This is a genomic window from Nonomuraea sp. NPDC050783, assembly GCF_040802095.1.
GTDB lineage: Bacteria > Actinomycetota > Actinomycetes > Streptosporangiales > Streptosporangiaceae > Nonomuraea.
This window is the reverse complement of record NZ_JBFAHK010000034.1, coordinates 1-26,734: the sequence shown is the minus strand read 5'-3', so window position 1 is coordinate 26,734 and position 26,734 is coordinate 1. Positions and strand designations below refer to the sequence as shown.

24 protein-coding genes are annotated in these 26,734 nt (G+C 70.5%); 15 read left to right on the top strand and 9 right to left on the bottom strand.

The window, feature by feature from the left end; genetic code table 11:
- Positions 1-298: 298 nt before the first annotated feature.
- The 3 genes from AB0H75_RS45785 to AB0H75_RS45775 form a co-directional block, all read right to left on the bottom strand.
- Entirely contained in the window at positions 299-1,471 is a 1,173-nt protein-coding gene (locus AB0H75_RS45785) for a serine protease (protein ID WP_367807499.1), read from the bottom strand.
- Positions 1,472-1,711: 240 nt separating this feature from the next.
- Positions 1,712-2,875 (bottom strand): serine protease, encoded by a 1,164-nt coding sequence (locus AB0H75_RS45780; RefSeq protein WP_367807497.1) that lies wholly within the window; start codon positions 2,873-2,875, stop codon positions 1,712-1,714.
- A gap of 313 nt (positions 2,876-3,188) precedes the next feature.
- Positions 3,189-4,319 (bottom strand): serine protease, encoded by a 1,131-nt coding sequence (locus AB0H75_RS45775; protein ID WP_367807495.1) that lies wholly within the window; start codon positions 4,317-4,319, stop codon positions 3,189-3,191.
- A gap of 425 nt (positions 4,320-4,744) precedes the next feature.
- Between AB0H75_RS45775 and AB0H75_RS45770 the strand changes: the two genes are divergently transcribed.
- From AB0H75_RS45770 to AB0H75_RS45750, 5 genes are all read left to right on the top strand, one after another.
- A complete protein-coding gene (locus AB0H75_RS45770; protein WP_367807493.1) occupies positions 4,745-5,023 on the top strand; it encodes a hypothetical protein in 279 nt (92 codons plus the stop codon).
- Positions 5,010-5,438 (top strand): type II toxin-antitoxin system VapC family toxin, encoded by a 429-nt coding sequence (locus AB0H75_RS45765; RefSeq protein WP_367807491.1) that lies wholly within the window; start codon positions 5,010-5,012, stop codon positions 5,436-5,438. The genes AB0H75_RS45770 and AB0H75_RS45765 overlap by 14 nt, the downstream gene beginning before the upstream one ends.
- Before the next feature lie 45 nt (positions 5,439-5,483).
- Positions 5,484-6,362, top strand: coding sequence for a hypothetical protein (locus AB0H75_RS45760; protein WP_367807489.1), 879 nt, complete (start codon positions 5,484-5,486; stop codon positions 6,360-6,362).
- 27 nt (positions 6,363-6,389) lie between these two features.
- Positions 6,390-7,346: a zinc-binding dehydrogenase gene (locus AB0H75_RS45755; RefSeq protein ID WP_367807487.1), complete on the top strand. Its 957-nt coding sequence runs from the start codon at positions 6,390-6,392 to the stop codon at positions 7,344-7,346.
- A gap of 73 nt (positions 7,347-7,419) precedes the next feature.
- Positions 7,420-8,277, top strand: coding sequence for an oxygenase MpaB family protein (locus AB0H75_RS45750; protein ID WP_367807485.1), 858 nt, complete (start codon positions 7,420-7,422; stop codon positions 8,275-8,277).
- A 55-nt stretch (positions 8,278-8,332) separates the two neighbouring features.
- On the opposite strand, the gene AB0H75_RS45745 is transcribed toward AB0H75_RS45750, so the two are convergent.
- From AB0H75_RS45745 to AB0H75_RS45725, 5 genes are all read right to left on the bottom strand, one after another.
- Positions 8,333-9,073 (bottom strand): helix-turn-helix transcriptional regulator, encoded by a 741-nt coding sequence (locus AB0H75_RS45745; RefSeq protein ID WP_367807483.1) that lies wholly within the window; start codon positions 9,071-9,073, stop codon positions 8,333-8,335.
- A complete protein-coding gene (locus AB0H75_RS45740) occupies positions 9,070-9,873 on the bottom strand; it encodes a DUF4097 domain-containing protein (protein WP_367807481.1) in 804 nt (267 codons plus the stop codon). Before AB0H75_RS45740 ends, AB0H75_RS45745 begins: the two co-directional genes overlap by 4 nt.
- 130 nt (positions 9,874-10,003) lie before the next feature.
- Positions 10,004-10,183: a DUF6104 family protein gene (locus AB0H75_RS45735; protein ID WP_367807479.1), complete on the bottom strand. Its 180-nt coding sequence runs from the start codon at positions 10,181-10,183 to the stop codon at positions 10,004-10,006.
- 96 nt (positions 10,184-10,279) lie between these two features.
- On the bottom strand, positions 10,280-13,951 hold the full coding sequence (locus tag AB0H75_RS45730; RefSeq protein WP_367807477.1) for a multifunctional oxoglutarate decarboxylase/oxoglutarate dehydrogenase thiamine pyrophosphate-binding subunit/dihydrolipoyllysine-residue succinyltransferase subunit: 3,672 nt from the start codon (positions 13,949-13,951) through the stop codon (positions 10,280-10,282).
- Positions 13,952-14,156: 205 nt separating this feature from the next.
- Positions 14,157-14,801, bottom strand: coding sequence for a B3/4 domain-containing protein (locus AB0H75_RS45725; RefSeq protein ID WP_367807475.1), 645 nt, complete (start codon positions 14,799-14,801; stop codon positions 14,157-14,159).
- 74 nt (positions 14,802-14,875) lie between these two features.
- Between AB0H75_RS45725 and AB0H75_RS45720 the strand changes: the two genes are divergently transcribed.
- Positions 14,876-15,436 (top strand): winged helix-turn-helix domain-containing protein, encoded by a 561-nt coding sequence (locus AB0H75_RS45720; protein WP_367807473.1) that lies wholly within the window; start codon positions 14,876-14,878, stop codon positions 15,434-15,436.
- Complete coding sequence (locus AB0H75_RS45715) at positions 15,433-16,716, top strand: MFS transporter (RefSeq protein WP_367807471.1); 1,284 nt, start codon at positions 15,433-15,435, stop codon at positions 16,714-16,716. The genes AB0H75_RS45720 and AB0H75_RS45715 overlap by 4 nt, the downstream gene beginning before the upstream one ends.
- On the opposite strand, the gene AB0H75_RS45710 is transcribed toward AB0H75_RS45715, so the two are convergent.
- A complete protein-coding gene (locus tag AB0H75_RS45710) occupies positions 16,664-17,509 on the bottom strand; it encodes a glutathione S-transferase family protein (protein ID WP_367807469.1) in 846 nt (281 codons plus the stop codon). The two genes, AB0H75_RS45715 and AB0H75_RS45710, sit on opposite strands and share 53 nt — an antisense overlap.
- A gap of 55 nt (positions 17,510-17,564) precedes the next feature.
- Here AB0H75_RS45710 and AB0H75_RS45705 point away from each other — a divergent pair, with 55 nt between their 5' ends.
- From AB0H75_RS45705 to AB0H75_RS45670, 8 genes are all read left to right on the top strand, one after another.
- Positions 17,565-18,671 carry an MBL fold metallo-hydrolase gene (locus AB0H75_RS45705; protein ID WP_367807467.1) on the top strand — a complete coding sequence of 369 codons (1,107 nt, stop codon included), beginning with the start codon at positions 17,565-17,567 and terminating at the stop codon, positions 18,669-18,671.
- A 64-nt stretch (positions 18,672-18,735) separates the two neighbouring features.
- A complete protein-coding gene (locus AB0H75_RS45700; RefSeq protein WP_367807465.1) occupies positions 18,736-19,608 on the top strand; it encodes an SDR family oxidoreductase in 873 nt (290 codons plus the stop codon).
- A gap of 147 nt (positions 19,609-19,755) precedes the next feature.
- Positions 19,756-20,916 carry an ROK family transcriptional regulator gene (locus AB0H75_RS45695; RefSeq protein WP_367807463.1) on the top strand — a complete coding sequence of 387 codons (1,161 nt, stop codon included), beginning with the start codon at positions 19,756-19,758 and terminating at the stop codon, positions 20,914-20,916.
- 11 nt (positions 20,917-20,927) lie between these two features.
- Positions 20,928-22,412 carry a sugar ABC transporter ATP-binding protein gene (locus tag AB0H75_RS45690; RefSeq protein ID WP_367807461.1) on the top strand — a complete coding sequence of 495 codons (1,485 nt, stop codon included), beginning with the start codon at positions 20,928-20,930 and terminating at the stop codon, positions 22,410-22,412.
- Positions 22,412-23,413 (top strand): ABC transporter permease, encoded by a 1,002-nt coding sequence (locus AB0H75_RS45685; protein ID WP_367807459.1) that lies wholly within the window; start codon positions 22,412-22,414, stop codon positions 23,411-23,413. The genes AB0H75_RS45690 and AB0H75_RS45685 overlap by 1 nt, the downstream gene beginning before the upstream one ends.
- Positions 23,410-24,465, top strand: coding sequence for a substrate-binding domain-containing protein (locus tag AB0H75_RS45680; RefSeq protein WP_367807457.1), 1,056 nt, complete (start codon positions 23,410-23,412; stop codon positions 24,463-24,465). Before AB0H75_RS45685 ends, AB0H75_RS45680 begins: the two co-directional genes overlap by 4 nt.
- Positions 24,466-24,476: 11 nt before the next feature.
- Positions 24,477-25,634 (top strand): Gfo/Idh/MocA family protein, encoded by a 1,158-nt coding sequence (locus AB0H75_RS45675; RefSeq protein ID WP_367807455.1) that lies wholly within the window; start codon positions 24,477-24,479, stop codon positions 25,632-25,634.
- 4 nt (positions 25,635-25,638) lie between these two features.
- Positions 25,639-26,646: a sugar phosphate isomerase/epimerase family protein gene (locus AB0H75_RS45670; protein WP_367807453.1), complete on the top strand. Its 1,008-nt coding sequence runs from the start codon at positions 25,639-25,641 to the stop codon at positions 26,644-26,646.
- The last annotated feature ends 88 nt before the right edge of the window (positions 26,647-26,734 follow it).

Genomic DNA, 26,734 nt, shown 5'->3' with positions numbered 1-26,734 from the left:
TCTCCGCAGGTGGAACCCGGTTTGGCCATCCCGGCGGGGGGCGTTGCCCGCGTTACCTTTCCGTTATCTGTCAGAGGCCGTCCCGTGTCCGAGGTGTTTGTGCAGGACACAAGGGGTTTGTAGCTGTCGGGAGGAAAGTGCCGTTAGAGTCGGAAGGACTTGTCAGTGTGATACAGATCACAGGAACCAGATGTGAGCCTGCTCCGTCTAATTTGCTCTGATCTTCACAGGGAACGTTCAGGAAACGCGAAGAGGGCCCCCGCCGTGACGGCGGAGGCCCTCGTTCCCCTGGCGGGGCTTACTTGTACAGCTCGCCGTTCGGGCCGACGATCCGGCCGGACCAGGCGTTCTTGGCCGCGTTGTAGACCGCGGCCGTCTCCCCGTCGAAGTAGGGGGAGGTGATGTAGTCGATGCGGTCGTTGCCGTCCTGGTCGGCGAAGGTGCTGGTCACGCCGTTGACGTAGCCGAGGCGCTTGCCGTTGCTGTAGTTCAGCAGCCACGGGCCGCCGTCGTAGCCGGGGGTCACGGCGCACTTGAGGCCGATGTGCTCCTCGATCTTGAGCCAGGAGGCGCCGACGGCCTTCGCGCTCGTCCTGCCGTAGCAGTGCTTGGGGGTCACCCCGCTGTACGGCTTGTTGCCGTCGGGGTGCGGCGCGGCCGGGTAGCCGAAGGTGCGGACGTACTTGCCGGTCGCCTGGTTCCAGGCGAAGCCCTGGCCGCCGACGACGTCGCCGAGCCGGCCCGCGTCCTTCGACAGCAGGAGGTAGTAGCGGCCGCCCCAGCGGCGCTTGGGGCCGGTGAAGCGCTCGTAGTCGCGCCGGTTCACCTGCTTGACACTGTCAAAGAGGATGCCGTTGTAGACGGTGACGAACGCGTAGTCGCGGTCGTAGTCCTCGTAGACGTCGAAGTCGTAGTGGGTGTACGCCTGCTTGCCGACGTAGATGCCCCACGGGGCCTTGCCCTGGTAGTAGCCGGGCACGAAGACCCAGTTGCCCAGGAGGGCCTTGTTGGTGTCGGTGTCGTAGACGCAGTGGCCGGCGGTGGCGACCAGGTTGCGCTGGTTCGACTGGATGGAGGTCGCCGAGCACCAGCGGAACTTGCCGTGGCCGTCCACGAAGAAGACCTTGCCGACGGTCCGCGGCAGGTTGATGTTCTGCGCGTTGCCGCCGGACTTCGACGAGCCGGTCGGGGCCGTGGTGCCGGGGCTGCCGTCGGGGGTGTAGCCGCCCTTGGAGACGACCTTCCTGACCTCTTTCGAGTCCCAGGTGTACTGGGTCGCCGCGCGCAGGGCGGCGCCGTTCGAGGCCAGCCAGAAGGAGGCGACGGAGGCGGCCTGGGAGTTGCTGCGGGCCATCGGGTCGTGGGAGACGCCGCCATCGGCCTGGGCGACACCGGACAGGCCGGCCGCGAGCAGGCCGGTGGTCAGGAGCGCGCCGGTGGCGGGGAGGAGGATTCGGGTGGTTCGGGACACGGTGACTCCAGGTTGCGCTGACATGAGGCGCCTCACGCACCTCAGGAAACTCAGCAAACGGACAGCCCGGAACCTACAACGCTGACTGCTGGCGTGGAAAATGTGGGTAGATCATGTCAGTCCTCCCGACCGGCGCCGTGACCGCCCCGAGACCCGGGTAACGGCTGATCACGTGCAGTGATCGAAGGGTTGGGTGTGACCTGGGCCACATTTACGAATGTATGGGAGTGTCGGCCTGGTTCAGGTCACCTTCGACGGCGTGGTCTGGGCCGCCGCCCGCTGGTAGACCAGGCCCGCCATGGTGTCGAAGTACGGGGAGGAGACCGCGTCGTAGCGCTTGTCGCCGTTCCTGTCCCAGTTGAGGCTGTTGACGCCGGCGAGGCTGCCGATCCGGCGCTCCTTGTCGTAGCCGATCACCCAGGGGCCGCCGCTGGTGCCCGCGCTGAAGTCGCACGCCTGGAGCTGCACGCCCTTCTGCAGGTCGAGCGGCGGGGCGACGTTCCAGATGGTGCGGCCCTCGCCGCACATGCGCAGCGTCTTGCCGTCGTACGGGCGGCTGCCGTCCGGCTGGGCGCCGGCCGGGTAGCCGAAGGTGGCGGCGGTGTAGGTGCCCGGCTTCCTGTTCAGCTCCAGGCCGAGGCCGCCGACGTTGTCCTGGAGGCGGCCGACGTCCTGCATGACGTACTGGCCGTCCTTGCCGGCCCAGGTGAAGCCGCGGTGCACGGTCACGAAGGCGTAGTCGTAGTCGTAGTCGCCCCGGCCGATCCAGTCCTCGTGCAGGCTGATGGAGGAGGCGACGTAGATGCCCATCGGCTGCTCGCCGTTGGGACCCGGGTTGGGGACGAAGATCCAGTAGTCGGCGCTCTTGGCCTGCCGCGGGTCGTACACGCAGTGCCCGGCCGTGGCGACCACGCTGCGGTTCCTGGCCGCGACGGCGCTGGCCGAGCACCAGTACTCCTTGTCGCCGAGGCGGAAGAAGACCTTGCCCATCGTGCTGGCGATCTGGGCGCCCTTGCGCGGAAGGGCGGGCGCGGCGATCCGGCCGGCGGCGCGCTTGGCGGCCCCGGCGGTGGTCCTGCTGACGGAGGCGCGCGCGGGCGGGCCGGCGGCGGCGCCGGCGGAGGTGGACTTCGCGGCGGCGGTGCCGGGCGTGGCCGGGCTGAAGCCGTCGGAGTGCTTGAACTTGTCGGGCTTCCAGTAGTCGGCGACCCGCTTGACGTCCGCGGCGGTCTTGGCGAGGGAGATGCTCTGCACCTTGCCCGCGGCGGCGGTCCCGACGGCTCCAGCGGCCCCGGCGGTGGCGTCGGCTCCCGCGGTGGCGCCGGCGATCCCCGTGAGGGCAGGCAGCATCAGCAGCGCGCCGCCCAGCGCGGCCGCCAGCAGATGCCGGGCCCGGGAGATCATGAAATGCCTTTCTTAGGGTCGTAAGGGGGGATTTTTCCAGATGTGCGGAGGGTATTGCAGCTCGGATAGGGATTCGTTACCTGATCCAGGTTCCATCGTGAACTATAAGGATGCCGTCAGCACATCACTCCCGATACTTGCAAACGATCATAAAGTATGCGCGTTTCCCCTGGTCGGAGGCGTGATCGCGTGAGTGTCCGCACGGCCGGAAGGCGCGCGTATTTCGCCGGTTGAAGGCGCGGGCGCCGTCCGGAATGTGGTCAGGGAAGGCCCCGGATCCCGTGCGGGACCCGGGGCCCGGGGCGCCGGATCGTCACGGCATGTTGCCGGTCCACCGGTTGGCGGCGGCCTTGTAGACCTTGTAGGTGTCGCCGTTGAAGTACGGCGAGGAGATGTAGTCGTAGCGGTCGTTGCCGTCGGTGTCCCACGCCACGCTGTTCACGCCCACCAGGTAGCCGGTGCGCGAGGCGCTCTTGTAGTTGTAGAGGAAGGGGCCGCCGCTGGCGCCCGCGGTGAAGGAGCACCTGAAGCCGATGTGCTCCTGCAGGTTGTACTTCTTGGCCTCGGGCATCGGGCGGGTCTTGCCGTAGCAGTACTTCATCGTGCGGCCGCTGTACGGGCGGTCGCCGTCGGGGTGCTCGCCCGCCGGGTAGCCGAAGGAGAACACCTTGAGCTTGGTGCTCCGGTTCCACGTGAAGCCCTGGCCGCCGACGTTGTCACCGAGCCGGCCGACGTTCTTGACCGTCCAGCGCCAGCCGCCGCCGTGCTGCTGCCTCTCCCACGAGACCTTGATGCCGTTGTAGACGTTGACGAACGCGTAGTCGTAGTCGTAGTCCTCCTTCACCACGAAGTCGTCGTGCGCGTTGAACGTCTTGGCGGCGTAGATGCCGTAGGGGGCCTTGCCGTTCCAGGCGTTGTTCCCGTCCCAGTAGGAGGGGATGAAGACCCAGTTGTCGTAGAAGGTGTTGTGCCTGGTGTCGTACACGCAGTGGGCGGAGGTCGCCACGAGGTTGCGGTACTTGCTCTGCACCGAGGTGGCCGAGCAGTAGCGCCAGTTACGGGGGTCGCGCGGGTTGGTCCTGGGCAGCGTGAAGAACACGCGGCCGACCGTGTTGGGCAGGTTGACCTGCTTGCTCTTCCTGCTGCCGGTCTTCTCCGCGCCGATCGGCGGGACGGAGCCGGGAGGGCCGTCGGGCTTGTCGTTGCTGCCCTTGACGCCCTTGGTGGACAGGTCCAGGCCGCCGTCGTAGTCGGTGGCCTGCTTGACGCGGTCCGGGGTCCAGAACTGGATGGCCTGCTCTGCGGGGGTGCCGGCGTTCCTGGCGACGACGTCAGAGGGTGCCGTCGCTGCGCTCGCCGTGGTGCCGGTGAGGGCCCCCACGGCCAGCGCGGTGGCCGTCAGGGTCGCGAGGGGGATCGCGATGCGCCTTGCTCGGGGATTCATGGAGCTCCTTCGTCAGTTCTCGGCGGCCCAGAGCGGGGTGCTGCGCCCCGGTGGGCCAGGAAAACGATCGGAACGTTAATGAATGGCGCGAGCGGGCCGCGAGCGAACGACGTCAAAAAGCATGGAACGGTTCCATTCCGTTATGGACATAGCGGGATCGCATGTATGAGGAGAAAGCATCTCCGCAGGTGGGGGTCGGTTTAAAATCGTCTCTGGTAACAGGGGAAACCTGATTATCAAAAGTCACTGCTTACTGGGTGGGTTTCGTTCCGGCGGCCGGAGTCAGGGGCGAGGTCCCAGGGGGCAAGGTCAATGTGGCCTCATGGTGAGGTCATCCGCGAGCAAAGAGCGTGATCGTACGGCTACTCTCGGCTATTGACATTTTGATGTCAGGCGCGGACGCTGGAGCCATGCGGAGGACGACGGTGCGCATCGACGAGACACTCCTCAACGAGGCGAAGGCGTACGCGGCCAGAAACGGACGCAGTCTCAACTCAGTGATGGAGGACGCCTTGCGACAACTGCTCAACCGCTCCGCGGAGGTGGCTGAACGCCCCCGCCTGGAGCTGCCCACCACGACGGCCGAAGCCGGGTTCCAGCCCTGGATCCAGGTTCGGCTCGACGCCGGGGAGACGCTGGAGCACATCCTGTACGACCTCGACGACATGGAGCTGATCGAGGCGATGCACGATGCAACTCGCTGACATCAACGTCCTCGTCAACGCCTTCCGGCCGGAGAGCGCCGCGCACGAGCGCTGCCGCGCCTTCCTCGACGCCATGGTGAACGGCGACTCCAGCTACGCGGTCAGTGACTTCGTCGTCAACGGATTCGTCCGGCTGGTGACCAACCACCGCATCTACCAGAGTCCGGCTCCGTTGCAGGAGGCGCTGGCCTTCGCCGCGACCTACCGCAACCAGCCCCATGCCTCGCTGGTGGAGGCCGCGGAGCGGCACTGGGAGATCTTCGCCCGGCTCGCCTGCCAGGCCGGGGCGTCGGGGAAGTTGATTCCCGATGCCTATCTCGCGGCGCTCGCCATCGAACACGGTTGTGAATTTGTGACCTGCGATCGGGATTTCGCCCGGTTCGAGGGCTTGCGCTGGCGGTCGCCGCTCAACTGAACTTGGGGTGAGGGCGCAAGCCGCACTACTGCGCGAGGAACGTCGGTGGCTGACCGGTACGACGTCATCGAGGTGGGGCAGAGCGGCCGCCGCCGATGGATCGGGCTGGCGGTGCTGGTCCTGGTGCTGTCGGTGCCCGTCATCGGGCTCCTCGCGAGCCGGGAGCCCCCGCCGCGCGCCGCGCAGCCGACCCCCGAGCCCATCAGGTCGCTGACGCGGATCGACAGCCCGCCCAACATCCTGCAGGTCGCGCCCAAGACCAAGGGCCGCGAGCAGATCATCAAGGTGGTGTTCCCCGACGGGCAGCGGGCCACGGTGCGTTATCCGGCCGAGCTGGACCTGGCCGGCATGGGCGTGCGGCCGTTCCAGGGGGTGTGGATCGACGGGCAGTACCGGCAGGTGACGGCGCCGTACAACGGGGAGATCGAGATCACCCGGGGCGGGAAGCCCATCCGCTCCTACGCGCCCAACGTCACCCTGTGGCCCCAGCAGGCGGGCAGCGGCGGGCGCGGGCAGGTGCTGCTGTTCAAGTTCGGCAAGTGGGCGCTGGCGATGTACGAGCCGGGGGAGGGGCTGACGTTCGACCAGCGGGTGGCCGTGGCGCGGCGGTTGCGGGGCAAGGTGACCAAGGGCGGCTACCTCGTGCTCTCCGGCGGCGGGCCGGTACGGCTGGCCAGACCGGGGGAGACCTTCCAGCGCTCGCCGGTCGGGCCGCAGCTCTGGTTCGGTGGCGGGGCGAGGATGATGGTGGCGCTCGTGCCCACGCCGCACTGCGGGAAGGAGACCGTGATCCCGTTCGCGGTCGGCGGGCGCGGGCGGCCCGTGGGGACGGTGTGCCGGGACGGCGTGCAGGTCGCGGTCTCCGGGTCGGAGGAGTTCCTGGACCAGGCGCTGCACGGGATCAAGGTGACGGTCGAGGACTGAGCGGGACGGGTTTTGTAGGGTGCGGCCATGTTCGCCGTAACCGCCACACAGACCGACCCCGACAACCCGCTCGCCGGCCTGACGCTCGGAGAGCACCCGGAGCCGAAGACACCGGACGGCTGGACGACCGTCACGGTGCGGGCGGCCGCGCTCAACCATCACGACCTGTGGACGCTCAAGGGCGTCGGCATCCGGCAGGACCGGCTGCCGATCGTGCTCGGCTGCGACGCCGCCGGCGTGGACGAGGACGGCAACGAGGTCATCGTGCACGCCGTCATCGGCACCGGCGCGGACGAGACGCTCGACCCCAAGCGCACGCTGCTGTCGGAGCTGCATGACGGCACGTTCGCCGAGCGGGTGGCCGTGCCGCGCCGTAACCTCGTCCCCAAGCCGGCCGCGCTCAGCTTCGAGGAGGCCGCCTGCCTGCCGACGGCGTGGCTGACCGCCTACCGCATGCTCTTCGACAAGGCCGGGCTCCAGCCCGGCTCGACGGTGCTGGTGCAGGGCGCGGGCGGCGGCGTGGCCACGGCGCTGATCGCGCTCGGCCGGGCCGGCGGCTACCGCGTCTGGGCGACCAGCCGCTCCGAGGCCAAGCGCGACAGCGCCCTCCGGCTCGGCGCGGACCGGGTCTTCGAGCCCGGGGCGCGGCTGCCCGAGCGGGTGGACGCGGTCATGGAGACCGTCGGCCAGGCCACCTGGGACCATTCGCTCAAGTCGCTCAAGCCCGGCGGGCGCATCGTGGTCAGCGGGGCCACCAGCGGAGGCGTGCCGCCCGCCGACCTCAACCGGGTGTTCTTCCTGCAGCTCTCGGTCGTCGGCTCCACGATGGGGACGCGTGACCAGCTCCAGCGGCTGGCGGTGCTCCTGGAGCAGACCGGCGTGCGGCCTGTGATCGACCGGGCGCTGCCGTTGGCCGAGGCCCGGGACGGCTTCGCCGCGATGGCGGAGGGGGAGCTGTTCGGGAAGATCGTCTTCACCGCCTGATAAGTGACGGGTTACTTCCACGCCTCCCGGGTGATACAAAGAATGTAAAGTTGTATCACCGGGAGGCCCGATCATGGACGTTGAGCCCTTCGGCCCGGGTTCGATGCACTGGGAGACCGCGGGCGAGTACCGCAACCTGCTGGTCGGCGGGAGCGCCCTGGTCCTGCAGACCATGCACCCGGCGGTCGGCGCGGCCGTCGCCGAGCACTCCGTCTACAAGGCCGATCCGTGGGGGCGGCTCAACCGCACGCTGGCCTCCGTCCAGACGTGGGTGTACGGCGGCGCGGCCGGCCCGGCCGAGGGGCGGCGGCTCAGGGAGATCCACCGCACGATCAGCGGCGTGGACGCGCGCGGCCGCTCCTACCACGCGCTGAACGGCGAGGCGTGGGCCTGGGTGCACCTGACGCTGTTCGAGCGGTTCGTCACGCTCAACCGCTACTTCGGCACCCCGCTCACCGGCGGCCAGCAGCGCCGGCTGTACGAGGAGTCGCGGCAGCTCGGCCGCATCCTGCGGGTGCCCGAACGGGAGATGCCGGAGAGCCTGGACGACTACTGGCGCTACTTCGAGCGCATGGTGGCCGAACGGCTGGAGGCGCATCCCACAGCGCTCGACGTGCTGGCGGTCACCCGCGGCACGCCCGCGCCGCCGGGGTTGCCCGCGCCGCTGCGCCGGTTATGGGCGCCGGTGGGGGCGGGGGCGGGCGAGCTCAGCCACTTCCTCACGGTCGGCACCCTGCCGGCCGCCGTGCGGAGCAAGCTCGGGTTGCGGTGGACGGCCAGGGAGGAGCGGCGGCTGCGGCGCCTCGGGCACGCGGTCGCGGTGTTGACGCCGCGCCTGCCGGAACGGCTGCGGTACATGCCCATCGCCTACCACGCGCGCCGGGCCGCCCGCGCGACTCAGCGCCTGGAGCGGCGCCTCCGCCCGGCGTGACACGAGGCCCGGCGTGATACGAGGCCCGCTCCCGGACCTCCGGCGTGCGGGGGTGTCAGCGTTCGAGGATGTCGCGGACGTGGCGGGCGGCGTCGTCCAGGGTCGTCCGCAGGTCGTCGAGCTTCTCGCGGCTCAGGCGGGAGCGCGAGGCCTCCTCGCGGGCCTGGGCGACGAAGTCGGCGAGCAGCTCGCCCAGCTCGGCGTCGAGGTCGGCCCGGTTCGGCGGCGCGCCGCCGAGCGTGGCCCAGATCTCGGTCCAGATCCGGCGCCACTCCCTGGTCAGCCGCTCGCTCTCGCCCTGCCACTGGTAGGCGTGCTCCTGCCACTGCCGCTTCTGCTGCTGCCGCAGCCGCTCGAACTCCTCCTTCTGCCGCCGCCCGAAGCCGGCGACGTCCTCACGGGGCCCGGTGCGGACGTCCTTGGCGATGCGGGTCAGCTCGTCGCGCAGCGACTTGACCGTCTCGCGTACGTCCTCCTTGACCTCGCGGGCGATGTCGCGGACCGAGGCGGAGATCTCCTCCTCCAGGTCGTCCAGCTCGTCGAGGCGGGCGTTCAGCTCCTCGCGGCCCTTGTCGGTGATCGAGAACACCTTCTTGCCGTCGGCCACCTCGTGGGTGACCAGCCCCTCCTCCTCCAGCCGGGCCAGCCGGGGGTAGATCGTGCCGGGGGAGGGCGAGTAGACGCCGAGGAAGCGGTCCTGGAGCAGCCGGATCACTTCGTAGCCGTGGCGCGGGCTCTCCTCCAGCAGCTTGAGCAGGTACAGCCGGAGCCGGCCGTGACCGAAGACAGGGCTCATTCCTTCTCCCCCTTGAGCAGCGCGACCTCGCCGGAGACCGTGGTCGCCGTGAGCGCGGCCATGCCGCCACCGAGCCGCCCCGCCACGGTCTTCATGCCGGGGGTGTCGGTGCCGGACAGTTCGTCGAACGTGCTGATCAGCCGGCCGGAGGTGGAGCGCACGGTGACGTCCGCGTCCACGTTCTCCGGCAGTCTGACCAGGATGTCACCGGAGACGCTGGTGAACGTCACATATCCGGTGGGGCGCAGCGCCAGGTCGGCGGTGATGCGGCCGGAGACGGTGTTCGCCTTGAGCCGGTGCGGGGTGCCGTCGGCCACGGTGAGGTCGCCCGAGACGCTCTTGAACGACAGGTCGCCCTGCATTGCCCGGCTCTCGACCGCGCCGGAGACGGTGTTGGCGGTCACGTCGCCGCTCACCCCGTCCAGGACGATCTCCGCCGACACGCTCTTGACGTGCGTGGACCGCTCGAAACCGGCCACCACCGCCGGCGCCGACACCACGCCGGCGCTGACCCGGCAGGTCTTGGGCACGGCGATGGACAGCACGGTCCTGCGCCGGTCGCGCCGCAGCCAGCCGAGCAGGCCGTCCCAGGTGAGGTCCTTGTAGGCGACCGTGAGCGACCTCGCGTCCTCGTCGTAGGTGACGACGAGCGGCGAGGCCGACTCGATCTCCGACACCTCCAGCGTGGGCGGGCCCTCGCTGGCGAGCACCGCCAGCCGGCCCGAGACTATGCGGACGTCGAGCGACTCCACGGCGCCGAACGTCAGCTGTTCGGGCCCTTCGATGATCCACTGCTGCATGCTCCCGCCCTCCTGGTGGCGCAACCCTTCAATAACACGATATGTCGCGTTCGGCGGAAACTCAAGATGTATCGCGTTTGTCCGCGTCCCTCGTGCGTCGTCCTCGTCCCCGTCTACTCGTCGTCCCCGTCTACTCGTCGTCCTCGTCGTCGAGCCGGGCCAGCCAGGTGGCCAGCCGCTCGACCGGGATCTCGAACTCGGGATTGAGGTCTACGAACTCGCGCAGCCGCTCGCCCAGCCACAGCAGGCTGACCTCCTCCTGGCCCCGCCGCTCGACCAGCTCCTCGATCCCCCGATCGGTGAAGTACATGGCTCTCCCTTCCGCCGTCTGTTCTGTCGTGGTGCTCCGGAAACGGCAGGTGCCGGCGGCCCGGAAGGGCCACCGGCACCTGGTGATCCGTCCGGATCAGGCGTACACCTGCTTGAGGATCTCCTCCAGCTCGTGGTCGTGCGCGTTGTGCGAGCCCGACGCCGGCGAGCTGTTGGGCGTGCGCGACACCCGCCGCACCGGCCGGCCGCCCAGCATCTGCGGGTCCTCGGCCAGCTTGAGCGCCAGGTAGGGCCACGGGCCCATGTTGACCGGCTCGTCCTGCGCCCACACCAGGTCGACCTGGCCGCCGTAACGGCCCAGCTCGGCCGCCAGCTCGTCGGCGGGGAACGGGTAGAGGCGCTCCAGGCGGACCAGCGCGACGTCCTCGCGGCCCAGCTTGTCGCGCTGTGCCAGCAGCTCGTAGTAGAGCTTGCCGGAGCACATCACGACCCTGGTGACCTGCGAAGGATCGACCTTGGTGTCACCGAGGACCGGCTGGAAGGTGCCCGAGGTGAAGTCGGCCGCCTTGGACGTCGCCGCCTTGTGGCGCAGCAGCCACTTCGGCGTGAAGACCACCAGCGGCTTGCGCCGCTGCGACTCCACCTGCCAGCGCAGCAGGTGGAAGTAGTTGGCCGGGGTGGTGGGCTGGGCGACGGTCATGTTGTCGAGCGCGCAGACCTGGAGGAAGCGCTCGATGCGGGCCGAGGAGTGGTCGGGGCCCTGGCCCTCGTAGCCGTGCGGCAGCAGCAGCGTGACCGACGACTTCTGGCCCCACTTCTGCTCGCCGGACGAGATGAACTCGTCGATGATCGTCTGGGCGCCGTTGACGAAGTCGCCGAACTGCGCCTCCCAGCACACCAGGGCGTCGGGACGCACGACGCTGTAGCCGTACTCGAAGCCGAGCGCCGCGAACTCGCTGAGCAGCGAGTCGTAGACGTAGAACTTCGTGGTGCCCTGGTTGAAGACCTTCAGCGGCGTGTGGTCGGCGCCCGTCATGCGGTCGACCAGCACGGCGTGGCGCTGGGTGAACGTGCCGCGCCGGGAGTCCTGGCCGACCAGGCGCACCGGGTGGCCGTCGAGCAGCAGCGAGCCGAAGGCCAGCGTCTCGCCCATCGCCCAGTCGATCGCGTCCTGCTCGACCATCTGGCCGCGGCGCTGCAGCACCGGCGCCAGGCGCGGGTGCGGCGTGAAGCCCTCGGGCAGGTTGAGCTGGGTGTCGACGATGCGCTTGAGCGTCTCGTGGGTGATCGCCGTCGGGGTGTCGTCGTGCGACCACTTGACGACCTCGGTCGGCGGCACCCGCATCGCGGCCGCTTCCTGCGGCTTCTTGGCCGCCTCGCGGACCTCGGTGAACGCCTGCTCCAGCTTGGCCTGGTAGTCGCGCAGCGCCGACTCGGCCTCCTCGACCGTGATGTCGCCGCGGCCGATCAGGGCCTCGGTGTAGAGCTTGCGGGTCGAGCGCTTGGCGTCGATGAGGTCGTACATCAGCGGCTGGGTGAAGGCCGGGTTGTCGCCCTCGTTGTGGCCGCGGCGGCGGTAGCAGATGAGGTCGATGACGACGTCCTTGCGGAACGCCTGGCGGTATTCGTAGGCGAGCTGGCCGACGCGGACCACGGCCTCGGGGTCGTCGCCGTTGACGTGGAAGATCGGCGCCTGGATCATCCGGGCCACGTCGGTGGCGTAGACCGACGAGCGGGACGAGGCGGGCGAGGTGGTGAAGCCCACCTGGTTGTTGACCACCACGTGCACGGTGCCGCCGGTGCGGTAGCCGCGCAGCTGCGACAGGTTGAGGGTCTCGGCCACGACGCCCTGGCCGGCGAAGGCCGCGTCGCCGTGGATGAGCACGGGCAGGACGGTGAAGCCCTCCTCGCCGCGCTCGATGAGGTCCTGCTTGGCGCGGACGACGCCCTCCAGCACCGGGTCGACGGCCTCCAGGTGGGAGGGGTTGGCGACCACGGAGGCGTTGATGGTCTTGCCGCTCGGCGCGGTGAACGTGCCGGTGGCGCCCAGGTGGTATTTCACGTCGCCCGAGCCGTGCGCGGTGCGCGGGTCGATGTTGCCCTCGAACTCGCCGAAGATCTGGGCGTAGGACTTGCCCACGATGTTGGCCAGGACGTTGAGCCGGCCGCGGTGGGCCATGCCGATGACGACCTCGTCGAGGCCCTCGTCGGCGGCGTCGCTGATCACCGAGTCGAGCAGCGGGATCAGGGACTCGCCGCCCTCCAGCGAGAAGCGCTTCTGGCCGACGAACTTCGTCTGCAGGAACGTCTCGAACGCCTCGGCGGTGTTGAGCCGCGACAGGATGTTGAGCTGCTCGTCGCGCTCGGGCGACTTGTGCGGCTTCTCCACCCGCGCCTGGATCCAGGCCCGCTCCTCGGGGTTCTGGATGTGCATGTACTCGATGCCGACCGTGCGGCAGTAGGAGTCGCGCAGCACGCCGAGGATGTCGCGCAGCTTCATCAGCGGCTTGCCGCCGAAGCCGCCGGTGGCGAACTCCCGCTCCAGGTCCCACAGCGTCAGGCCGTGCGACTGGATGTCGAGGTCGGGGTGCTTGCGCTGCTTGTACTCCAGCGGGTCGGTCTCGGCCATCAGGTGGCCGCGCACGCGGTAGGCGTGGATGAGCTCGATCACCCGGGCGGACTTGGCCACGTCGTCGTCGTGGGTGGCCGAGATGTCCTGGACCCAGCGCACCGGCTCGTACGGGATGCGCAGCGCCTCGAAGATCTCGTCGTAGAAGCCGTCCTCGCCGAGCAGCAGCCGGTGGATCTGGCGCAGGAAGTCGCCCGACTGGGCGCCCTGGATGATCCGGTGGTCGTAGGTGCTGGTCAGCGTCATGACCTTGGAGACGGCCAGCCGCGACAGGGTCTCGGGGGAGGCGCCCTGGTATTCGGCCGGGTATTCCATGGCGCCGACGCCGATGATGGTGCCCTGGCCGGGCATCAGGCGGGGGACGGAGTGGACGGTGCCGATCGTGCCGGGGTTGGTCAGCGAGATGGTGGTGCCGGCGAAGTCGTCGACGCCCAGCTTGCCGGCGCGCGCCTTGCGCACGACGTCTTCGTACGCCATCCAGAACTGCCGGAAGTCCATGCCCTCGGCGCCCTTGATCGAGGGCACGAGGAGCTGCCGCTCGCCGTTGCTCTTCTGGACGTCGATCGCCAGGCCGAAGCCCACGTGCTCGGGCTTGATCAGCGTCGGCTTGCCGTCGACCTCCGCGTAGGAGTAGTTCATCTCCGGCATGACCTTCAGCGCCTTGACGATCGCGAAGCCGATCAGGTGCGTGAAGGAGACCTTGCCGCCGCGCCCCCGCTTGAGGTGATTGTTGATCACGATGCGGTTGTCGATCAGCAGCTTGGCCGGGATGGCGCGCACGCTGGTCGCGGTCGGGACCGACAGCGACAGGTCCATGTTGGCCGCGGTGCGGGCCGCGGCGCCGCGCAGCCTGACCTCCTCGGCGTCCTTGGGCACGGGGGTGGCCGGCTGCTTCGGCTTCTCGGCCGTCGCCACCGGGGCCTTGCCGGCCGCCGGTGGCTCCACGGGAGCGGCAGCGGGGGCTGCCGCGGGGGCGGGAGCGGTCGCAGTACCGTTGGCCGCCTCCCTGACCGGAGCACGGCCCGGTCCGTAATCAGGGTTGTAGTCAGCGAAGAAGTTCCACCAGGCCTTGTCGACAGACTCGGGATCCTGGAGGTACTTCTGGTACAGCTCGTCGACAAGCCACTCGTTCTGACCAAAACTTGCCAGCGGGTTTGTCCGCGACGACTCAGACGACACGGCGGAAATCGCCCTCTTCCGCAGATCGGCGTTGATGTTAGAGAACCTGTCCAAGGCTACTCGCCCGAACTGGCAGCACGTGCCGAAGAACGCGTGCCGCCTCGAACGATCCTCTCAGGACCACGCAAAGAGGTCACGCCCGCCCTTGCCAATCCGGGTGGCGCCGTGGATGTCACTATTTGATATCAACGTCCAGGAGCGAGGTTTATTTCCCCGGGGACAACAGCCTGGTGGCGATCCGGACCCCGGGCGACAGCTCCGCCAGCAGATCGGCCAGCTCCTCGCCGGCCTCCTTCAGCTCCTCCAGCGTCATCGGCTCCAGCCGCTCCAGCAGGAAGATCGCGTTGGTGGTCTCCTCGGTGAGCCGGGTGCGGGCCACCTGGCGCCAGTTCCAGCGGCGGCAGGTGACGCCGAGGTCGTCGCGCCAGATGACCTCGCCGGGCTCGGGCGTGCCGAGCGCCTCCTCCGAGGGCTCGTCGCCGCTCGCCCGCACCAGCCGCGCCGGGCCGGCGTAGCGGTCGAGGTCCTCGCCGCCGATCGGCAGGGCGTGCTTCACGCTGACCGCGTTGTAGGCGTCCACCACCTGGTTGATCTCGGGCAGCGGCATCCGCCGGGTGAGCGCGTCCACCGAGGGCCGGGTGCGCTGCGGCTTGGCGCCGAACGCCCGGTAGGCGTCCTTCCACGCGTCGATCTTCGCGCTCTGCACCTCCAGCTCCGCGACCGCGGCCAGCCACGCGCGGGAGCGGTCGTCCGTGGGCCCGTTGCGTAGCCCGTGCGCGGTCATGGCCAGCACCGCGAAGTCGGGCCGCAGCTCGTGGACGGCGTCGTCCACCCAGATGTCGTCAAGCATCAGCCCAGTGTACGAGCGCGCGGCAACCGCAAAATTCCCTTTGCAAAATTGGCTTTGCGGTTTACGGTGGAGGCGTGGAGGAGCAGTACAAGATCAGTGACCCGCGGGTGCTGAAGGCCGTCAGCCACCCGCTGCGCGTGCGCCTGCTCGGCCTGCTGCGCATGGACGGCCCCGCGACGGCCAGCGAGCTGGCCCGCAAGGTGGGCGAGAGCTCCGGCTCGACCAGCTACCACCTGCGCGAGCTGTTCAAGTTCGGCTTCGTCGAGGAGGACGACGACCGGCGCGACGGCCGCGAGCGCCGCTGGCGCGCCCGCCACCGCTACACCTCGTGGGACGCCGCCGAGATGGCGGGCACCCCCGAGGGCCGCGAGGCCGTGCACATCATGCACCTGCGGCAGGTCGAGCTGGTCGGCCGGGCGATGGAGCGCTTCGACCTCGACGACTGGCCGCCCGAGTGGGTGGACGTCTCCGGCATGAGCGACCACCTGCGCACGCTGCCCCCGGCCGCCCTGCGCGAGTTCCACGAGGGGGCCGAGCGCCTGCTCGACGAGATCACCGCCCGCTACCAGGGGCATCCCGACGCCAGGAACGTGCACGTCTGGATGGGCGCCGTCCCGCGACCGGAGGAGCCATGACCGCCCGCTCGGCGTTACGCCGCTACGTCCTCGTCTGCTTCCTGACCTGGCTGCCCCAGGGCCTGATGATGCCCTCGATGGTGCTGCTGATGACCGCGCGAGGGCTCGGGCTGGCCGAGATCGGCCTGGTGGTGACCGTGTTCTCGGTCGTCACCGTGAGCCTGGAGCTGCCCACCGGCGGGCTGGCCGACGTCCTCGGGCGGCGGGTGGTGCTGGCCGCCTCCGCCGCCTTCCTCACCGCCGGCCTCGCGCTGATGAGCGTGGCCACGACGCTCTGGGCGTTCATGGCGGTCAGCGTGCTGAAGGGCGTGGCCAGGGCGCTGTCCAGCGGCCCCGCGGCCTCCTGGTACGTCGACACCCTGCACCGCGTCGAGGGCCACGACGCCGACCTCAAGCCCGGCCTGGCCAGGGGCGGCGCGACGGAGTCCGTGGCGCTGTGCGCCGGCGTGCTGGCCGGCGGCGCGCTGCCGCTCGTGGTGCCGCCGGAGCTGGTGTTCCCGCTGGCCGCGCCGAGCCTGGCGGGCGCGGTGGCGGCGGCCGGGCTGCTGGCCGCGGTCCTCGTGGCGTTGCCCGAGCCGCCGCGCGGGCGGGCGTCCCTGGCGGGCGTGCTGCGCGGGGTGCCCGGCACGGTCGCCGCCGGACTGCGGCTGGCGGGCGGCGGCGCGCTGCTGCGCAGGCTCATGGCGGCCGCGATGTGCTCGGGCGTCCTGCTGTTCGCCATCGAGCTGCTGACGCCCGGCCGCCTGGCCGAGCTGGCCGGCTCGGCCGAGGAGGGCGGCCTCGCCTACGCCGTCGTCGCGGCGCTCGGGTTCGCCGGCAGCGCGGCGGGCAGCGCGCTCGCGCCCCGCGCGGCCCGGCTGGCGGGCACCTCGGCCAGGGGCGCGATCGCCGGCGCGGTGGTGGCCGCGCTGTCGGTCGGCGCCCTGGCCGCCACGTCGGGGCTCGGCGGCGCGGCCGGCCTGGCGAGCGCCGCCGGCGCCTACGTCGTGCTGTTCGCCGGGCTCGCGGTGACCTCGCTGCTGGCCCTGGAGCTGACGCACCGCGCGGTCACCGCCGCCGAGCGCACCACCGTGACCTCGATCTCCTCGTTGTCCCAGCAGTCCGGCGGCGTCGCGGCCAACCTGACGCTGGGCGCGTTGGCCGCTCAGGCAGGGCTCGGCGCCGCCTGGGGCGTGGCCGCCGCCGTCACCCTGGCCTCGGCCCTGCTGTTCGTCCGGATGCCCGCCCCTACAGGCTCCAGTCGAGCTCCGGCCCTACTGGCACGATCCGGCTCGGATTGAGGTGCGTCTGGGTCATGTAGTAGTGGCGCTTGATGTGGTCGAAGTCGGTGGTCCCGGAGAAGGCCGGGATGGCGTGGAGGCGGCGGGCGTAGGCCCACAGCGCCGGGTAGTCGGTCAGCCGGCGCACGTTGCACTTGAAGTGCGGGTAGTAGACGGCGTCGAACCTGGCCAGCGTGGTGTAGAGGCGCACGTCGCTGTCGGTGAGGGTGTCGAAGAGGTACTCCGACTCGGCCAGGCGCACCTCCAGGAGGTCGAGGGTGGTGAAGACCCGGGCCACCGCCTCCTCGTACGCCTGCTGGCCGCGGGCGAAGCCCGCCTCGTAGACCGCGTTGTTGAGCCCGTGGTAGAGGCGGTCGTTCATGATGTCGATGTCGGGGCGCAGGCGCTCGGGATAGAGGTCGGGCGCGGTGCCCCACGACATCTCCAGGTCGAGGGTGATCTGGGGGAAGTCGTTGGTGACCAGGCGCTCGTCCCGGGTGTCCCAGATGCACGGGACGGTGTAGCGGCCGGTGTAGCCCGGGTCGGTGGCGTGGTACAGCTCCGAGAGGTACTCGGGGTCGCCGCCCGGGACGCGCCAGCCCTTCTCGTCCCTGAGGGGATCGACGATCGTGACGTCCAGCAGGTCCTCCAGGCCCAGCAGGCTCCTGACGATCAGTACGCGCTGCGCCCACGGGCAGGCGTAGGAGGCGTAGAGGCGGTAGCGGCCGGGCTCGGGCGGGCCGAGGCGTTCGGTGAAGCGGTTGGGCTGCCGGACGAAGCGGCCATCGTCGGAGATCTCGCGGCTCGGCTTCATGGTCCTAGTAGAACATGATTCGGATCCAGAACTTCGTTCGGGCACAATCTAGGCCATGGCGAAATTCGTGGTGACCCCTGCCAGCGAGGCGCAGCGGGAGGCGTGGGTGGGCGGGGCGATGCCCGAGGTCGAACGGGTGCGGCCCGGACTGTGGTCCATCCCCGTGCCGATCCCCATCAACCCCCTGCGGTACGTGCTGGTCTACGCGCTGGAGCTGCCGGACGGCGTCGCGCTCGTGGACGCCGGCTGGAACACCGACGAGGCGTTCGAGGCGTTGGCGGCCGGCCTGCGGGTGGCCGGGTACGGGATCACCGACGTCAAGGGCGTGCTCGTCACCCACCTCCACCCCGACCACTACGGCCTGGCCGGCCGCGTCCGCGAGGCGTCCGGCGCCTGGATCGCGCTGCACCCGGCCGACGCGGCCCTGCTGCGCGAGCGCTACGACGACGAGGCCATCGACGGCCTGGTCCGGCGCGAGCGCGCGCTGCTGGCCCGCTGCGGCGTGCCCGCGCTGACGCTGGACGAGCTGGCCGGCGCGTCGATGATGATCCGGCACATGGTCTCCATGGCCCGCCCCGACCGGCTGGTCGAGGACGGCGACGACCTGGGCCTGCCCGGCTGGGACCTGCGCGCGCTCTGGACGCCGGGCCACTCGCCCGGCCACCTGTGCTTCGTCTCGCCCGGCCGCAGGCTGCTGTTCTCCGGCGACCACGTGCTGGCCAGGATCACCCCCATCGTGGCCGTGCACCCGCAGTCGCCCCCGAACCCGCTGGCCGACTACCTCGACTCCCTGGCCGCCGTCGGCAAGCTCGACGTGGCGGAGGTGCTGCCCGCCCACGAGTACCGCTTCCTGGAGCTGGAGCGGCGGGTGGACCGGGTGATGGCGCACCACGAGGAGCGGCTGGCCGAGATCGAGCGGGTGGTCGCCGCCGGCGACGGCGTCACCTGCTGGGACACCGCGACGCGGCTCACCTGGTCGCGGCCCTGGGAGTCGATCGCGCCGCACATGCGGCGCTCGGCCAACAACGAGACGCTGGCGCACCTGGTGTGGCTGGAGGCCAAGGGGCGTCTCACGCGGGTGCCGGGCGAGCCCGAGCTGTGGCACGCCGCCCGGCCGGCGGCGGTCCCGGACTCGGGGGAAACCGCGCGGGACGATCGGTAACGCCGGCCCCGTGCCGGGTTATGGTACTCGTACTAGAACGTTGTTCTCCTGCGATGGAGGTTCCATGCTGCGGTTCGATGACAGGGTCGCGATCGTCACAGGCGCCGGGCACGGCCTCGGCAGGTCGCACGCGCTCCTGCTGGCCGAGCGGGGCGCCAGGGTCGTCGTCAACGACCTCGGGGGCGCGCTCGACGGCACGGGGGCCTCCTCGGGCCCGGCCGCGGAGGTGGTCGACCTCATCAACGGCAACGGCGGCCAGGCCGTCGCCAACGCCGGCGACATCGCCACCCCCGAAGGCGCCCGGTCGGTCGTGGACGCGGCGATGGACGCGTTCGGCAGGGTCGACATCGTCGTCAACAACGCGGGCATCCTGCGCGACAAGTCGTTCGGCAAGATGACGGTCGAGGAGTTCGACGCCGTCATGGCCGTGCACGTGCGCGGCTCGTTCCTGGTCAGCCTCGCCGCCTACCCGATCATGAAGGCCGCCGGGTACGGGCGCGTGGTCAACACCTCCAGCCCCGCCGGCCTGTTCGGCAACTTCGGCCAGGCCAACTACTCCACCGCCAAGATGGGCCTGGTCGGGCTCACCAAGACGCTCGGCATCGAGGGCGCGCGCAACGGCATCAAGGCCAACGCCATCGCGCCGGTGGCCTGGACGCGGATGACCGAGGCGCTGCTGCCGGCCGAGTTCGAGGCCAAGTTCACGCCGGAGCGGGTGAGCGCGCTGGTGGCGTACCTGGTGCACGAGTCGTGCGAGGCGAGCGGCGAGGTGTTCACGGTCGGCGCGGGCCGGGTGGCGCGGGTGTTCGTGGCCGAGGGGCCGGGCTGGAAGACCGACGACATCACGCCCGAGGCCGTCGCCGAGAACTGGGAGGCGATCATGACCGAGCAGCCGTACGTGCTGACGGCCGGCGACTCGATGAAGGCCATGCTCTGACGCCCTGATCTCCCGAAGCCGGTCCCCGTTCGCGGGGGCCGGCTTTTCGCTGTGTCAAGAGCTTTGTTCGATCCTCGGCGAAAGTCGGGACAGTTTGGTCGATTCGGACTCTTGATTTGCCGCATCGGTGATCTTATTGTCTCCGACATGACCCCCCAGCCGGGTTCGGCCGGCGACGTGCTGACGCTCATCAGCGCCGGCTCGGCGACGACCCGTTCCGATCTCGCCAGGCTCACGGGACTGGCCAGATCCACGATCTCGCAGCGCGTGGACGCGCTCATCGAGCGCGGCCTGGTCGAGGAGATCGAGAGCGGCGAGTCCACGGGCGGCCGGCCGCCGCGCCAGCTCCGCCTGCACACCGAGGAGCACGCCTTCGCGGGCGTGGACCTCGGCGCCACGCACTGCCGGGTCGCGCTCATGGACATCTCCGGCCGGGTGCTCGCCGCGTGCGAGGACCCGGTGCTCGTCGGGGAGGGCCCCGAGAAGGTGCTGGCCCACGTGGACCAGCGGCTCGACCGGCTGCTCGCCGAGGCGGGGCGGGCCCGGCCCATGCTGCGCGCGATCGGCATCGGGGTGCCTGGGCCGGTGGAGTTCGCCACCGGGCGGCCCAACAACCCGCCGATCATGCCGGGCTGGAACGACTACCCCGTCCCCGAGTACTTCGGCGACGAGGTCAGCGTGCTCGTCGACAATGACGTCAACGTGATGGCGCTGGGCGAGCACCGCCACTCCTTCGCCGGCGCGAGCCACCTGCTGTTCGTCAAGGTCGGCACCGGCATCGGCTGCGGCATCGTGGCCGACGGCAAGCTGCACCGCGGCGCCCAGGGCTCGGCCGGCGACATCGGCCACATCCGGGTCAGCGGCCACGAGGACGCCGGCTGCCGCTGCGGCAACAGCGCCTGCCTGGAGGCCGTCGCCGGGGGCGCCGCCATCGCCCGCCGCCTCACCGAGCTGGGCCTGCCGGCCGAGACCGGCGCGGACGTCGTGGCGCTCGTGCAGTCCGGCAACACCCAGGCCCTGCGCCTGGTCAGGGAGGCCGGCCGCCTCATCGGCGAGGTGCTGGCCGGCCTGGTCAACTTCTTCAACCCCGAGGTCATCGTCATCGGCGGCGCGCTGTCGCGGGTGCACGAGCACCTGCTGGCCGGCATCAGGGAGACCGTCTACCGGCGCTCGCTGCCGCTGGCCACGCACCACCTGTCCATCACGCCCAGCCGCACCGGCATCGACGCGGCCGCGCTCGGTGCCGGCCTGCTCGCCATCGAGCACTACCTGTCACCCGACAACATCAACCGCATCATCAACGCTTAAGGACCCGACCGATGCTGGTCATGAAGGGCATCGTCAAGCAGTTCCCCGGCGTGCGCGCGCTGGACGGCGTCGATCTCGACGTGCGGGCGGGCGAGGTGCACTGCCTGCTCGGCCAGAACGGCGCGGGCAAGTCCACCCTGATCAAGGTGCTGGCCGGCGCGCACCAGCCGGACGGGGGCACCATCGTCTTCAACGGCGAGGAGGTGCGCCCGAGCAGCCCCATCGACGCCATCCGGCTCGGCTTCGCCACCATCTACCAGGAGCTGGACCTCGTGGACGGGCTCAGCGTGGCCGAGAACATCTTCCTCGGCCACGAGCACGCCCGCTTCGGCTTCGTCAACCGCGCCGCCGCCCACAACGCGGCCCGCCAGGTGCTGGAACGCCTCGGCCACCCCGAGATCCGCCCGGCGGCCGAGGTCGGCCGGCTCTCCCCGGCGGCCAAGCAGGTCGTCTCGATGGCCAGGGCGCTCTCCCACGACGCCCGCCTCATCATCATGGACGAGCCGTCCGCCGCCCTCGCCCACGACGAGGTGGCCAACCTCTTCCGGATCATCCGCGAGCTGACCGCCGAGGGGGTCGCCGTGGTCTACATCTCCCACCGGCTGGAGGAGATCCGCGAGATCGGTGACCGGGTGACGGTGCTCAAGGACGGCCGCACGGTCGCCGTCGGCCTGCCCGCCCGCGACACTCCCACCAGCCGCATCGTCTCCCTCATGACCGGCCGCAACGTCGAGTACGTCTTCCCGCCGCGCGGCGGGCGCGAGCCGGGCGAGGAGGTGCTGCGCGTGGAGGGCCTGAGCGCGCCGGGCGTCTTCTCCGACGTGTCCTTCTCGGTGCGGGCGGGCGAGATCGTCGGCCTGGCGGGGCTCGTCGGCTCGGGCCGCTCGGAGATCCTGGAGGCCGTCTACGGCGCCCGCCCCGCCACCGGCCGGGTGCTGCTCGGCGGGCAGCCGGTGCGCCGCGGCGTGGTCGGCACCGTGCGGAGCGGCATGGGCCTGGCCCCCGAGGAGCGCAAGGCCCAGGCCCTGCTGCTCGACCAGAGTGTTACCGCGAACATCACGCTCGGCAGCCTGCCCGGCTTCGCCAGGTTCGGCTGGATCGACCGCAAACGCGAGCGGGAGGAGGCCCAGCGCCTGGCGGACCTGCTGGACATCCGCCCGCCCGACCCCGAACGCCCGATCCGCACCCTGTCGGGCGGCAACCAGCAGAAGGCCGTGCTGGCCCGCTGGCTGCTCGGCGGGCGCAAGCTGCTCCTGCTCGACGAGCCCACCCGCGGCGTGGACGTGGGCGCCAGGGCCGAGCTGTACGCCGTCATCCACGACCTGGCCGAGCGCGGCATCGGCGTGCTGCTGGTCTCCAGCGAGGTGCCCGAGGTGCTGGGCCTGGCCGACCGGGTGCTGGTGCTGCGCGAGGGGACGGTCATCCACGAGGGCGAGGCCGCCGGGCTCGACGAGCACCGCGTACTGGACATGATCATGAATGGGAGGGCGGCCTGATGAGCGAGCCCACGACGGAGCGCCGGGTCGCGGGGGCCGCCGCGCCCTCGACGGCGCGCCGGCTCGGCGAGATGCGCCACCTCGGCCTGCTGGGGGCGCTGGCGATCCTGGTGGTGGTCGGCCTGGTGACCCGGCCGGAGAACTTCGCCACCACCTCCAACCTGGTCAGCATCCTGTCCCTGGCCGCCACGATCGGCGTCATCACGGTCGGCGCCACGTTCGTCATCATCGGCGGCGGCATCGACCTGTCGGTGGGCGCGGTCATGGCGCTGGCCTCGGTCTGGGCGACGACGCTGGCCACCCAGTCGTACGGGCCGTGGGTCATGGCCCTGTGCGCGATCCTGGTCGGCACCGGGGCCGGGCTGGTCAACGGGCTGCTCATCGCCTACGGGCGGCTGGTGCCGTTCATCGCCACGCTGGCCATGCTGGTGGCCGCGCGCGGCCTGGCCCAGCGCATGTCCGACCGCAGGACGCAGCTCATCCAGAGCGACAACGCCGCCATCGTGGACCTGTCGACCACGCGGCTGCTCGGGATCCCGCTGCTGGTCTACGTCTTCGCCCTGGTCGTGGCGCTGGGGTGGGTGCTGCTCAACCGCACCACGTTCGGGCGGCGGACGTACGCGGTGGGCGGCAACCCCGAGGCGGCCCGCCTGGCCGGCATCGACGTGCGCCGGCACACCATGCTGCTGTACGCGCTGTCGGGCCTGTGCTGCGGCATCGCGGCCATCCTCATCATGGCCAGGACCACGACCGGTTCGTCCACGCACGGCGACCTGTACGAGCTGGACGCCATCGCCGCCGTGATCATCGGCGGCACGCTGCTCACCGGGGGCCGGGGAACGATCATGGGCTCGATCCTGGGCCTGCTGATCTTCACCCTCATCACCAACCTGTTCATCCTCAACGGCCTCAACACCAGCGACCAGCTGATCGCCAAGGGCCTGATCATCGTCGTCGCCGTCCTTCTCCAGCGGCGGAACCTGAAGGAGAGATCACCATGAGTGAGAACGTCGCGCGCCGGGGATTCCTCGTCGGCGGGCTCGGCGGAGCCGCCCTGCTGGCCGCCGGCTGCACCAGCAACGAGCCCGCGGCCGCGCCCAGCAGCCAGGCCGCGGCCCCGGCACCCGCCGCGAGCGGCAACGACCAGCCCGGCACCAAGGTCACCATCGGCTTCTCCGCGCCGGCGGCCGACCACGGCTGGATCGCCGCCATCGCCAAGAACGCCGAGGCCGCCGCCAAGCAGTACACCGACGTCGACTTCAAGCCGGTCGAGCCGACCAACGACATCAACCAGCAGATCTCCGCGGTCGAGTCGCTGATCGCGCAGAAGGTGAACGCGCTGGTCATCCTGCCCAACGACGGCCAGCAGCTCAACCAGGTCGCCCTCCAGGCCACCCAGGCGGGCATCCCGGTGATCAACCTGGACCGGGTCTTCCCCGACAAGCTGGCCTACCGGACCTGGATCGGCGGCGACAACTACGGCATGGGCGTGGCGGCCGGGCACTTCATCGGCAAGCAGCTCAAGGACAAGGGCGTGTCCAACCCGGTGATCGTCGAGATCCAGGGCATCGCCACGCTGCCGCTGACGCAGGACCGCAGCAAGGGCTTCGCCGACGCGCTGAAGACGTACGGGTTCAGCGTGACGGCCAAGCAGGACGCCAAGTTCACGGTCGAGACCGGCAACCAGGTGGCCACCTCGCTGCTGCAGGCGCACAAGAAGATCGACGCCATGTGGAACCACGACGACGACCAGGGCGTGGGCGTGCTGGCCGCCATCAAGGAGGCGAGCCGCGACGAGTTCATCATGGTCGGCGGCGCGGGCTCGCTGAACGCGATGAAGGAGATCCAGTCGGGCACGTCGGTGCTCAAGGCGACCGTCACCTACAGCCCCACCATGGCCTCCTCGGCGATCAAGCTGGCCCGCTTGATCGCGCAGGGGAAGGGCATGAGTGACCTCGTGGAGAACCAGGTGCCGCAGTCGATCACGCTGGCGTCCGAGACCATCACCAAGGATAACGTCGACAAGTACTTGGCACTCGGCTTCGAATCCTGATCGGGGGTTGCATGTCAGACAAGACCACCATCGGCGTGGGCATGATCGGCTACGCGTTCATGGGCCGCGTCCACTCGCAGGCCTGGCGGAGCGTGGGCGCCTTCTTCGACCTGCCGCTGGCGCCGCGCATGGCGGTGCTGGCCGGCCGGTCGAAGGAGCGCACCGAGGCGGCCGCCGCCCAGCTCGGCTGGGACGCCGTGGAGACCGACTGGAGGCGGCTCGTCGAGCGGGACGACGTGCAGATCGTCGACATCTGCACGCCCGGTGACTCGCACGCCGAGATCGCCGTCGCCGCGCTCGCCGCCGGCAAGCACGTGATCTGCGAGAAGCCGCTGGCCAACACCGTCGCCGAGGCCGAGGCGATGGTGCGGGCCGCGGCCGCCGCACCGCCCGGCGTCAAGAGCATGGTGGCCTTCAACTACCGGCGGGTGCCCGCGATCGCGCTGGCCCGCCGGTACGTCGAGGAGGGCCGGCTCGGCGAGATCCGCCACGTGCGCGCCCAGTACCTGCAGGACTGGATCGTCGATCCGGAGTTCCCGCTGGTGTGGCGGCTGCAGAAGGACAAGGCCGGGGCCGGCGCGCTCGGCGACATCGGCTCGCACATCGTGGACGCGGCCGAGTTCGTCACCGGGCAGCACGTCGTCGGCGTCTCCGGCCTGACCGAGACCTTCGTCAAGCGGCGGCCGCTGGCGGGCGAGTCGGCCGGGCTGGGCGCCTCGCGGGCCGAGTCCACGGGCGAGGTCACGGTGGACGACGCCGCGCTGTTCATCGGGCGCATGTCGGGCGGGGCGCTGGCCTCGTTCGAGGCCACCCGCTTCGCCACCGGCCGCAAGAACGCCATGCGCATCGAGATCAACGGCCAGGACGGCAGCCTCGCCTTCGACTTCGAGGCGATGAACGAGCTGTGGTTCTCCCAGGGGGGCGGCGGGTTCGAGCGCATCCTGGTCACCGAGCCCGACCACCCGTACGCGGGCGCCTGGTGGCCGCCCGGCCACGGCCTCGGCTACGAGCACACCTTCACCCACGAGATCAAGGACTTCCTGGAGGCCGTCGCCACCGGCGCCGACCCCGTGCCGTCGTTCGCCGACGGGCTGCGGGTGCAGCGGGTGCTGGAGGCGGTCGAGCGCAGCGCGGCCGACGGCGGCCGTTACACGAACGTGGAGGATTGATTCGATGACGCGACCAGTCACGCTGTTCACCGGGCAGTGGGCGGACCTGCCGTTCGAGGAGGTGTGCCGGCTGGCTGCCGAGTGGGGCTACGACGGGCTGGAGATCGCCTGCTCCGGCGACCACTTCGACGTCGCCCAGGCCGTCGCCGACCCCGCCTACGTGGAGCAGAAGCGCGCCCAGCTGGAGAAGCACGGCCTGAAGGTCTGGACGATCTCCAACCACCTGGTCGGCCAGGCCGTCTGCGACCACCCCATCGACGAGCGGCACAAGGGCATCCTGCCGTCCCGTATCTGGGGCGACGGCGAGCCCGAGTCGGTGCGCCGGGCCGCCGCCGAGGAGATGAAGGACACCGCCAGGGCCGCCGCGCTGCTCGGCGTGGACACGGTGGTGGGCTTCACCGGCTCGTCCATCTGGCACACGGTCGCGATGTTCCCGCCCGTGCCCGCCTCGGTGATCGACGCCGGCTACCAGGACTTCGCCGACCGGTGGAACCCCATCCTGGACGTCTTCGACGAGGTCGGCGTGCGCTTCGCCCACGAGGTGCACCCGAGCGAGATCGCCTACGACTACTACACGACGCTGCGGGCGCTGGAGGCGGTCGGCCACCGGCCGGCGTTCGGGCTCAACTGGGACCCCTCCCACATGGTGTGGCAGGACCTCGACCCGGTGAACTTCATCCTCGACTTCAAGGACCGCATCTACCACGTCGACTGCAAGGACACCCGGATGCGGGTCGGCGACGGCCGCCGCGGCCGCCTGTCGTCGCACCTGGCCTGGGCGGACATGCGGCGCGGCTGGGACTTCGTCTCGACCGGGCGCGGCGACGTGCCGTGGGAGGACTGCTTCCGGGCGCTCAACGCGATCGGCTACGAGGGGCCGATCTCCATCGAGTGGGAGGACGCCGGCATGGACCGGCTGGACGGCGCGCGGGAGGCGCTGGGCTACATCCGCAAGCTCAACTCCATCACCCCGCCGGCCACCGCCTTCGACGCGGCCTTCAGCACCGAGTGACCCCGTGGTGCCGCCGGGGGGCGCGGCCGTCGTCCACGGTGAAGACGGGTGAGGCGGTGGCGAACAGCTGCTCGGTCATCGGCGGGTC